Consider the following 9,345-nt stretch of genomic DNA (forward strand, 5'->3'; position numbering starts at 1 on the left):
TGCGACGTCAAGGGGATCGTCGCGATCGCCACACCAGAGGGGAAGGAACCGACGCCGATGGTGGCAGTGACGCTGTTGGTGGCGGCGTCGATCACCGACATGTTGTTCGAGCCAGCGTTCGCGACGTAGATGTGGGAGGCGTCCGGTGTCACCGCCACCGCAAAGGGGAGACCGGCGGGGCCCTGGGAGCGCACGGTCAGCCGACCGGCGGGCCGTTCTTGAGGCGAGATACCTCCGCGCCGGCGCTGCCTGACTGGCGAGTGCGGCTATGTTCCCCCGGGGTACGTCACGCAGGCACCCGGCACGGTCGATCAATTCCGACGAGAACTGCACGCTCTGGCGCAAGAGCATGCCCGGCGGGGTAGCGCCGTCTGCTGTGATGACCGGTTTCGAGGAGCTGACGAGCGGCAGGCCCGTGAGCTGGAGGCGGCGCTGGGTGCGCTGCTGTCGCCCGGGGACGCGGCTGACGCGGCGTTCATAGAGTTGGTGGAGCAGGTTGAGGCGTCGGACTTCCAGGAGCCGCGTCATCAGGTGATCTACGAGGTGTCGTGCGCGTTGCGCACCCGGCGGGACCACCTGTGACCCGATCCATGACGGCGGATCTGACCGGTCGCGGGCAGTTGGAGAAGATCGGCAGCCGTGCCTACCTGCATCACCTGGTGCAGGCCGTCCGACCGTACGCGGCCGTGGAGTACGCGAAGGTCGTCCGCGATGCGGCGCTGCTGCGCCGGGTGGAAGCGGCCGGCATCGCCGCGGTGGCGGCCGCGCGTTCCGGCGCGGGTGTGGCGGCCGACCTCGCCGAGCGGTCGGTGGAGGTGATGCGCGCCGTCCGCGACCGTGGCTTGGCCGCCACGGACGCGCCGCTGCTGGACCTGGGCACGCTCCTGGCCGAAACCCCGGCCGAGCCGGACTGGATCCTTCCCGTGGTACTGGCCCGCTGGGGCCGGTCGTCACGGGCGGTGAGGGCGGCGGCAAGTCGCTGCTGCGGCAGATCATGCTGCGCGCGGCGGCCGGGCTGCACCCGTGGAATAAGGCCCGGATCGCACCCGTGCGCCGCCTGCTCGTCGATGCGGAGAACTCCCGGGACCAGGCCCGGCCGTGGATCGAGCAGATGGCCCGGGCCGCCGCCGCGGAGTGCGCGGCGATCGACCCGACGCTGGTGACGATGGAGTTTTGACCGAGCGTGGCCTGGACTACGCGCGGCCGGTCGGACCGGGCCTACCTCGCCCGCCGAATCGAGCGCGCCAAGCCGGACCTGATCGTGATCGGTCCGCTGTACAAGCTCACGATGACCGGCAATCCGAATGACGAGGAGACCGCGCGGGGTGCTCATGTCCGCGTTGGAGACGCTGCGCACGGTCACCGGCGGCGCGGCGATGCTCATCGAGGCGCACGCACTCCCCCATGCCGTGCCCGGTGCCAAACGCCACGACGTGCGCGCCCTCGGCGGCAGCCTGTGGCTGCGCTGGCCGGAGTTCGGCTTCGGCCTCAGCCCCGTGGCCTTAGCCGGCGCCCAGGAAATGTGCCTGATGGACTGGCTGCCCTGGCGCGGAGCCCGCTCGGAGCGGGCGTGGCCGATCCGGTTCTGAGGCGGGCACCCGTGGCCCAATCACGCCGGAACAGGAATCGAAAATACGTTCGCACCATGTGGGAATCTCATCCGAAATCGACTCTCGCGCGCAAGCGAGCACCATCACGCACGCCGACCTCGGGGCGCTCGCCGAGCGGGAGCGTGGGAACCCGCCGAAATCCGAGTGCAACGCGGCGCCCGAATCCGCACCCCGCGCAGACGAGCGGTGGGGCCGCACCCTGCTGTTGAGCCGCGTGCCTGTGCCGGCGTGAGGGCGCGCGGCTCGCCGGACGGAGCCGGACCGCAGGGGCGCCGGCCAACCGGTGCTTCCGAGTGCCGCCTGCACCTTGCGTCTGCGCCTGGCTCAGCCTGCCGGCCCCGATCAGGGCCGTGCCCGCGGCGAGCAGCGCCGCAGTCACGGTCACCTCGTATCCGGCCGCGGCGCCGGAGTGTTCCACGACCGCGCTGGCGACCGCGGAGCCGCAGGCCGCGCCGACGGCGAGTCCGGTGACGGTCCAGGTCAGCCCTTCCGTCACACGGGAGGCGGGGACAATGCGCTGTACGAGCAGAGTGGTTGTGATCATGGTCGGGGAGAGCAGCATCCCGGCGACGAACAGGGCCGCTGTCAGGAACACGAGGTCCTTCGCGAACAGCAGCGGCAGCATGCTCAGCGCCATGACCACCACCCCGGTCAGGTAGCGCCGGGACAGGGGGCCGCGCAGGCTCAGCGCACCGAAGACGAGGCCTGCGACGCACGAGCCGAGGGCGTAGACGCCCAGCACCACGCCGGACAGTGCCTTGTGGTGCAGATGGTCGGCGAAGGCGACGGTGACCACCTCGAGCGAGCCGAGGACCGCGCCCACGCCCACGTACGTGAGGATCAGGACCCGTAGCCCGCGGGCGCGCAGTACGGAGCCCTGCGCGTCCCTGCGCTCTCCTGGCGCGCGCAGCGGCGGCTCGGTACGACGCTGCGTCGCGAGCAGCACGGTCCCGAGGGCGAGGAGCAGCGTGGTCAGGGCTGGCCCGGCCTCGGGGAAGAGGGCCGTGGACAGGGCCGCGGCGAGCGGCGGTCCGACGACGTAGCTGATCTGGGTAAGCACCGATTCGAACGAGTAGGCGGGGTGCAGCATCGGTGACCCCGCGTAGATGTGGGCCCAGCGGGCGCGGACGAGCGAGCTCATGCTGGGCATGCACCCGGCGACGGCGGCGCTCGGGAACAGCGTCCAGGCAGGAGCACCCAGGTAGACGCAGAGCACCAGGGTGCTCATCGCCGCGACGGTGATGCCGGAGGCGGTCAGCATCACCCGGCGCTGTCCGAATTTGTCCACCAGCCGGCTCACCTGCGGTCCGAGGGCCGAGGTCGACAGCGCGATGGTGGCTGCCACCGCACCGGCGAGCGCGTAGCGGCCGTGGGTCGCGGACAGCATGGCGACGACGCCGACGCTTTGCATGGACTTCGGCAGGCGGGCGATGAACCCGGCGGAGGAGAAGGCCAGGCTCCCGGGGGCGTCGAAGATTCGCCGGTAGGTGGAGAGCATAGACGGCATGGGATCTTCCTGGCGGGCTTGGGGGCGTGAACGGTCGGGACAGGCTCAGGGCCGCCGTCGGCTTGCTCCGGGGCCTGAGGTGCGTCGATGCACGAAGTCGATGCACGCATCCGAACGTAGTGGGGCCCCGGCCCCCGTTCCGTCGGCCAATCGGCCCTCGCTCCGGTGGACGCGAACTCGTCCCGCCCGGCCAGGGCCATCGCTGTCAACGGCCTTGTAGTTATCTCCGTAGGCGGCCAGGAGTTCGCCCCGCTGGCGGCCGGAAAATTCCCCGCCCTCGGGTCGGTGTGGGTCAGCTGAAAGGTTTCACCCCTGTCCGCTGGTGGCCTGGGTGAGCCGGTAGCTGTCACCCTGGGTGCCGACGCTGTGAGCGTGGTGCATGAGCCGGGTCGACCGTGGCGGTGGCCAGCCTCTGACATGATCTCGTCGAACCATCTGGGGCTGGCGCTTGTTCCCTCACGAGAGTTGCTGCTGTCACCTGCCCGTATCTCGTTCCTGCGGTCCCCGTTGGCCTTCACGGCAGTGTCACGGTTTTCCAGGTGCTGCCTTGACCGTTCAGGTGCGAGGGAGGCGTGCCGGTGGACGAGGCGAGACTCCAGGTCATCGCGGGAGGGGCTGTGCCGCAGGGGCCGCTGGTCACGGACCCGTGGCATTCCAGACCGCATGCGTCGACGCGTTCGTCGCCTCATGGCGGGCCCGCGGCTTCAGCCCGGTGACCATCGACATCGGCCTGCTGGAGCCGGCACTGGCCGCACTGGGCCGGCCCGCGTGGGAGGTGACCCCAGAAGACATCGACCGCGTGGTCGGTGATCTCGCGGTGAAGGGCCGCAAGACCTCGACACGTCGCGAGTATGTCCAGATCTTCAAGGGGTTCCACCGATTCCTGCAGGCCCGCAAGGCAGCCGAGATCGAGGAGGAACCATGGCTGAAACCTACGATCCTCGCCACACGGCCGTCCTGCTGGTCGACCCCTACAGCGACTTCCTCTCAGAGGGCGCAAAATCTGGCCCCCTCTGGAGCCCGTGGCCCACAGTGTCGATCTGCTGGTCCACCTGCGGTCAGTGATCGCCGCCGCCCGCGAAAGCCGTGTGCGCGTGGTGTTCGTACCGCACCGCTGCTGGGAGCCGGGCGACTACGAGACGTGGGATCATCCAACCCCCTCACAGCGGAAGATTCAGGAGGTCCACCACTTTGCCCGGGACTCCTGGGGCGGGGGGTTCCACCCCGACTTCCAGCCGCAGCCGGGCGAGGTCGTCGTGCAGGAACACTGGGGGTCGTGCGGGTTCGGCAACACGGACCTGGACATGCAGCTCAAGCAGCACGGTGTCACTCGCGTCGTTGTCGTCGGTGCCCTGGCCAACACCTGCATCGAGGCAACCGCTCGTTTCGCCATGGAACTCGGCTACCACGTCACGCTGGTCACCGACGCCACCGCGGCCCTCAGCCCCGAGATGATGCACGCCGCTCGCCAACTCAACGACCCCACCTACGCCCAGGCCATCGTCACCACAGACCAACTCACCGTCGCACTCGGCTCCCGGTGATCACCCTCGGACACATCCGCGTGAGGGCTGGGGCCTTGAGGGTGACCCGTGGGAGCCGTGGCGGGTCCCGGCCTGGCCCGGATCGCCCAGCCGCCCACTTCATCCCCGGCCGCCAACCCACCGAGCGCGGCGAAGGAACCGCACTGGACTCCCGCCCGTGGCCGGACAGCGTGGCATATCACGTCTTGGATGTCACCGGTGGCTCGGTCACGCGCATCACGGGCTGCTTCGCCGGCTCCTGAGGACGAACTCCGGATCACGCTCGCGCAGAGTCCTGAGCAGGCCCGGGGCCCGTTCAGCGAGCAGGCCGGTCACGGCGGTGACGTACGCATGGGCGGTGCCGACGGATATCCCGAAGCCGGATGCGAGCCGAGTGAGGGTGTCGTGGCGGCGTAGGTACACCAGAGCGACGAGCGCCCGCTGGTGCGGCGGGAGTTTGCACCGTCGGCCACCCTCATGGGTGACGATGACCATCGTCACCCACTCGACGAGGGCATGCGGGAGGTCGAGTGCGGCAGGATAGGGAACCAATGAGGCTCTTGTGCCGGTGGGTTGAGACTTCGAACACCTCCCCAAGGGCACGGGGGCTTTGTGCGTTGCGGCCCTCACCTCAACCTCACAAGCGTCACCCGTCAGTGGCCACGCTGAAAATGCTCAGTCACTCCCGAGCATCCCGCCACACCAGTGGGAACACCCCGCGAGGCCACAACCTTGCGCAGCATGTAGACGATGCGCGCCAACGCGGCGCGATCAGGCGCCCGAAGCCGACCTGGGTACGGTATCGACGCTCTGGGTGTGAGAAGCAACGGCGCTATCCGTACCCACAGATCATCGGAGACAAGATCTTCTGACATCCCATGGGTCCTGCCCACAAAGAGCGCAGATCAGCATCCGACACGCCGATCTCATTCTGAAACGATCAGTAAAAGAGCGTTTTGTCCCATCGAGGTTGTTTGGTGGCGCTTCTGATGAGGAGCGGGTCTGAAACGGCTGTGGCGGGAGTGCTCAATGCGGGCTGTGCGACAGGAGATTTCATGCCTCTGCCCGTTTGAGTCGAGTTGATCCTGTCTGACCCCAAGGAGCCCCCGATTGACGCCGTTTGCCCCCTGGCAGTGCGTCGTGCCCGACGCTACTACCAAAACATGACGCGACTCCATCCATACCCCAGCGACCTCTCCGACGCCCGCTGGCAGTTGATCCGCCCCGCGCCCACCGCCTGGCGGGCCGAGCGCCGAGGCAACGGCCTGGACATCGGACGCCCGCCCGAGCACAACCTGCGCCGCATCATGGACGCCATCCTCTACGTCGACCGCACCGGGATCCCCTGGCGCTACCTCCCACACCTTCGCACCGTGGGAGACGGTCTACGGCTACTTCGCCGCCTGGCAGAAAGAAGGGATCTTCGACCAGCTGAACGGCCTGCTGCGGCGGCTGGTCCGGGAAGCTGAGGGCCGGGATGCCGAGCCGAGCGCCTGCGTGCTGGACGCGCCGAGCATCAAGACCTCCGCCAACGTGCCCGCGGCCGGCCAAGGTATCGATGCGGGAAAGGAAATCGCAGGTCGCAAGCGCCACCTCGGTGTCGACACCCTCGGCCTGCTGCTGGCTGTCTGGGTAACCGCTGCCAGCGTCTCGGACAACGCAGGCGGCATCCACCTGCTGTCCCGGATCGCCACCACAAGCCCTCGTGTGACCAAGGCGTGGGCCGACACCGGCTATCGCACCAAAGCCATCGACCAGGGCGCCCACCTCGGCATCGACGTCGAAGTCGTCCCACGCGACCCCGGCGTCAAAGGGTTCAAGGTGATCCCGCGGCGTTGGGTGGTCGAGCGAACCTTCGGCTGGCTCATGCACCACCGCCGACTCGCCCGCGACTACGGGACTCACCCTCACCGCTCCGAAGCCATAATCCACGTCGCGATGATCGACCTCATAACCCGCAGGCTCACCCGCGAATCCACTCCAAACCGGCGCGACACCTGAACCTCGAACCAAACAACCTCGCTGGGACAAAACGCTCTTTAAGAAGCTGGTGAGGGCGGTGAGGAAGCAGGCAACCTCAGTGAACGACGACACTGGCAAGCCTGCCGCCTGATGGCCCGCCGGGACTTCTGCGAAGGACAGGCTGTCCCTCGCTCGCTTCGCTGAACATGTCCGATGCTCTTCGTTCGCCGGCACGGAGAGCCTCTGTGAGGGTGTCGCCACTACCGACACAACCCTCCAACCGCATAGATGATGCGGTTCGCTGCCCGTGACCTGCGACTACACAGCCTGTTGGCACGGGTGCGGCACAGCAGGGATAGGCGCTATCACTCAGCGGGCTTCCTGGAGGTGCCTAGCTCCTTCACGACCAGGCCGCGGTTGATCTGCACGGCCCAGAAACCCACGCGGGCACCCCCGTACCTTCGGGTGGTGCCCGCCGCGCGCTGCTGTCGAGACTCAGGCCTTGTTGACGTTGGCCGCGCGTCCCGGTCCTTGGATCTGGAACGAGACGGTGTCCCCGGGATGGATCTCGTCGGGGTCGATCACGAGGTCGTCTACCGTGAAGTACAGCACGGGACCACCTTGGTCGTTCTTGATGCTTCCCTCGCCCGGGTCCGCGTTCCACTCATGGATCTTGCCTTGGTCCATGGCTGAGTCTCCTTGGCTTGATGGGGGGCGAGCTCCGGTCGCATGCCGGGCTCGCTCCCAGCGAACGCGAACCCGCGTGCGTCAGCGACCGCTGTGCGTCGAACAGGTGACGACGGCCGCCAGCCCACCGACGGGCGTTCAGCGCTCCCATACCTCCGGGCCGCCACCGTGCCACTCGATCAGCGGCGAGTTCACCAGGTCCACCACGTCCACCCCCTCCAGGCCGGCACGCTCCAGGAACACGCTCAGGTCATGCAGGCTGTATGCGGTTCCGAGCATCTCGCTGCCGACCTGGATGCGACGGCCGCCACCCTCTCCGGGCGGGAACACGATCACGCGACGCTCAGCCATGGCCTCAGCCTCGCCCAACGGCAGGTGAGGCGCATTCGGGGGACGGCTGTCAGTGGCGGCGGTTGCCCCACGGGGGTCGCGTTGTCGTCGTGGTGTCTTGTGGCCGAGCTGCACCAGCCGGTGTAGCGTCGTAATCAGCAGTCGTGGTTCCGAAGTCCCGTTCGCCCGTGATCGCATCGCGGGCGTTTTTGCTGTTCAACGCCTCTCCGGACCAGGGCGATCACCTCCGGGACCCGCACGGTGCGGGACCCGATACGAGTCCCCTCGAAGGAGACAGGCACATGGCCAAGGGCACCGTGAAGTGGTTCAACGCGGAAAAGGGCTTCGGCTTCATCGAGCAGGAGGGTGGCGGCCCCGACGTCTTCGCCCACTACTCGAACATCGTCGCTCAGGGCTTCCGCGAGCTGCAGGAGGGCCAGAAGGTCGAGTTCGACGTTACGCAGGGCCAGAAGGGCCCGCAGGCGGAGAACATCCGCCCCCTGTAACGCCACACGCAAGAGAGGCCCCAGCTGGTGGGTACATCCCGGCTGGGGCTTCTTCGTTCCCGTCCGCCGGTTGCGCCTGCCGGGGCCGCCCCACCTGTCAGCCCTCGCTCGAGACGATGAAGCCCCTCGCTGGCCTGGGCTCTTCCGGGTCACGCGAGTCCGGCTGCTGCGTGCGCTTCCACGCAGCGACCAGATCCGCGTGCCGCGGGCCGATCCACTCGGGCATGCGGCCTCCCTTCATGCCCCCGCAGCCCAGGCATTGATGGTGCTGTGTGGTCGTCCCCGACGGGGGCGGGGAAGACCACTCTCCAGCGGACGACCTCGCTCCCGATCCGCCGTCGGGGAGGACGCTGGAGTCCTACCCGCCCCCGACGCGATCGGCGTGCGTCGGGAGCGGGAGCCCTTTGGCGGAGGCGTGATATCGGACGGGGACACGCAGTGGATGACCGCAGGGTCAGGGATCCTGCACGACGAGGTCCCCAGCGAGGAGGTCCTGGCCAAGGGCGGCCTCAGTCATGGCATCCAGCTGTGGGTGAACCTGCCCTGCACCAGCAAGTGGGCGCAGCCGCGCTACCAGGACGTCCGCGCGGACAAGCTGCGGCTGCTCACCTCCGATGACGGCGGGGCGCTGGTACGCCTGATCGCCGGTGGGCTTGGCGGTTTCCAGGGGCCGGGCGTGACCTACACCCCCATCGTCTATGCGCGCGCAAGTCTGCTTCCCCGGGCGCAGTTGCGGACCGGGTGGGTTCCGCAGTTCAGCGCGATGGTCTACGTCCTGCAGGGAGCGGGGAGCGTGGGCGCCGACAGGCGCCCCGTCAGGGAGGGGCAACTGGCGGTGTTCGGTGCGGGCGATGTCCTCACCGTCCGGGCGGGGGCCCATCAGCGCGGACGCACCGGCCGCTTTGAGGTGCTGCTGCTGGGCGGCGTACCGCTGCGGGAGCCGATCGCCCGCTACGGCCCGTTCGTGATGAACACCGAGGCGGAGATCCGGCAGGCCGTCGAGGACTACCAGCGGGGCAGGATGGGGCACATTCCCGCAGCCCACCTGGAGGGAACGCCATGAGGGTGCGGCAGGACCGGCGACGGCCGTAAGGCCGGTGAGCTCGCCCCCGCACCGGGCGGGGGCGAGCGACGGCGTGCACGGGCCGAGGGGCCGGTGCGGGAGATCGGAAGAGCGTCGGGGAGGGAAGCAGAGTTGGCTGGAGAGTGTAGATCTAGGG

The 9,345-nt window shown here is 68.6% G+C and carries 8 protein-coding genes and 3 pseudogenes; 6 read left to right on the forward strand and 5 right to left on the reverse strand.

All coding sequences use genetic code 11. The annotated features are described in order from the left end of the window. A pseudogene (locus tag AB0D93_RS40960) lies at positions 1–194 on the reverse strand (hypothetical protein); the annotation flags it as partial. Between the two features lie 800 nt (positions 195–994). Between AB0D93_RS40960 and AB0D93_RS40965 the strand changes: the two are divergent. Together AB0D93_RS40965 and AB0D93_RS40970 are read left to right on the forward strand one after the other, a co-directional pair. Continuing rightward, positions 995–1,177, forward strand: coding sequence for a hypothetical protein (locus AB0D93_RS40965; RefSeq protein WP_362131681.1), 183 nt, complete (start codon positions 995–997; stop codon positions 1,175–1,177). Between the two features lie 154 nt (positions 1,178–1,331). Next, positions 1,332–1,589, forward strand: a complete 258-nt coding sequence (locus AB0D93_RS40970; protein ID WP_362131684.1) for a hypothetical protein — start codon at positions 1,332–1,334, stop codon at positions 1,587–1,589. Between the two features lie 67 nt (positions 1,590–1,656). Here AB0D93_RS40970 and AB0D93_RS40975 read toward each other — a convergent pair whose 3' ends face one another. Next, complete coding sequence (locus tag AB0D93_RS40975; protein ID WP_362131687.1) at positions 1,657–3,117, reverse strand: MFS transporter; 1,461 nt, start codon at positions 3,115–3,117, stop codon at positions 1,657–1,659. A 1,022-nt stretch (positions 3,118–4,139) separates the two neighbouring features. On the opposite strand from AB0D93_RS40975, the gene AB0D93_RS40980 reads away from it, so the two are divergent. Further along, positions 4,140–4,661, forward strand: coding sequence for an isochorismatase family cysteine hydrolase (locus AB0D93_RS40980; RefSeq protein ID WP_362131690.1), 522 nt, complete (start codon positions 4,140–4,142; stop codon positions 4,659–4,661). A gap of 240 nt (positions 4,662–4,901) precedes the next feature. Here AB0D93_RS40980 and AB0D93_RS40985 read toward each other — a convergent pair. Beyond that, positions 4,902–5,192 (reverse strand): annotated as a pseudogene (locus tag AB0D93_RS40985) (transposase family protein); the annotation flags it as partial. Between the two features lie 611 nt (positions 5,193–5,803). On the opposite strand from AB0D93_RS40985, the pseudogene AB0D93_RS40990 reads away from it, so the two are divergent. After that, positions 5,804–6,641, forward strand: a pseudogene (locus AB0D93_RS40990) (IS5 family transposase). Positions 6,642–7,097: 456 nt separating this feature from the next. Here AB0D93_RS40990 and AB0D93_RS40995 read toward each other — a convergent pair. Both AB0D93_RS40995 and AB0D93_RS41000 read right to left on the reverse strand, forming a co-directional pair. Further along, on the reverse strand, positions 7,098–7,289 hold the full coding sequence (locus AB0D93_RS40995; RefSeq protein WP_362131693.1) for a hypothetical protein: 192 nt from the start codon (positions 7,287–7,289) through the stop codon (positions 7,098–7,100). Between the two features lie 138 nt (positions 7,290–7,427). Further along, complete coding sequence (locus AB0D93_RS41000) at positions 7,428–7,640, reverse strand: hypothetical protein (RefSeq protein ID WP_362131696.1); 213 nt, start codon at positions 7,638–7,640, stop codon at positions 7,428–7,430. 281 nt (positions 7,641–7,921) lie between these two features. Here AB0D93_RS41000 and AB0D93_RS41005 point away from each other — a divergent pair, with 281 nt between their 5' ends. Together AB0D93_RS41005 and AB0D93_RS41010 are read left to right on the forward strand one after the other, a co-directional pair. Further along, positions 7,922–8,125: a cold-shock protein gene (locus AB0D93_RS41005; protein WP_067045496.1), complete on the forward strand. Its 204-nt coding sequence runs from the start codon at positions 7,922–7,924 to the stop codon at positions 8,123–8,125. Between the two features lie 262 nt (positions 8,126–8,387). Then, positions 8,388–9,188, forward strand: a complete 801-nt coding sequence (locus tag AB0D93_RS41010; protein ID WP_362131699.1) for a pirin-like C-terminal cupin domain-containing protein — start codon at positions 8,388–8,390, stop codon at positions 9,186–9,188. Positions 9,189–9,345: the final 157 nt, after the last annotated feature.

Origin of the sequence: Streptomyces sp. NPDC048191, from assembly GCF_040652655.1 — a bacterium.
Lineage (GTDB): Bacteria > Actinomycetota > Actinomycetes > Streptomycetales > Streptomycetaceae > Streptomyces.

Bases quoted from the DNA above. Each gene is read 5' to 3' on its own strand.
- AB0D93_RS40965 (WP_362131681.1), top strand. From the start codon at position 995: ATGCTGCGCGCGGCGGCCGGGCTGCACCCGTGGAATAAGGCCCGGATC.
- AB0D93_RS40970 (WP_362131684.1), top strand. From the start codon at position 1,332: ATGTCCGCGTTGGAGACGCTGCGCACGGTCACCGGCGGCGCGGCGATG.
- AB0D93_RS40975 (WP_362131687.1), bottom strand. From the start codon at position 3,117: ATGCCGTCTATGCTCTCCACCTACCGGCGAATCTTCGACGCCCCCGGG.
- AB0D93_RS40995 (WP_362131693.1), bottom strand. From the start codon at position 7,289: ATGGACCAAGGCAAGATCCATGAGTGGAACGCGGACCCGGGCGAGGGA.
- AB0D93_RS41000 (WP_362131696.1), bottom strand. From the start codon at position 7,640: ATGGCTGAGCGTCGCGTGATCGTGTTCCCGCCCGGAGAGGGTGGCGGC.
- AB0D93_RS41005 (WP_067045496.1), top strand. From the start codon at position 7,922: ATGGCCAAGGGCACCGTGAAGTGGTTCAACGCGGAAAAGGGCTTCGGC.
- AB0D93_RS41010 (WP_362131699.1), top strand. From the start codon at position 8,388: ATGGTGCTGTGTGGTCGTCCCCGACGGGGGCGGGGAAGACCACTCTCC.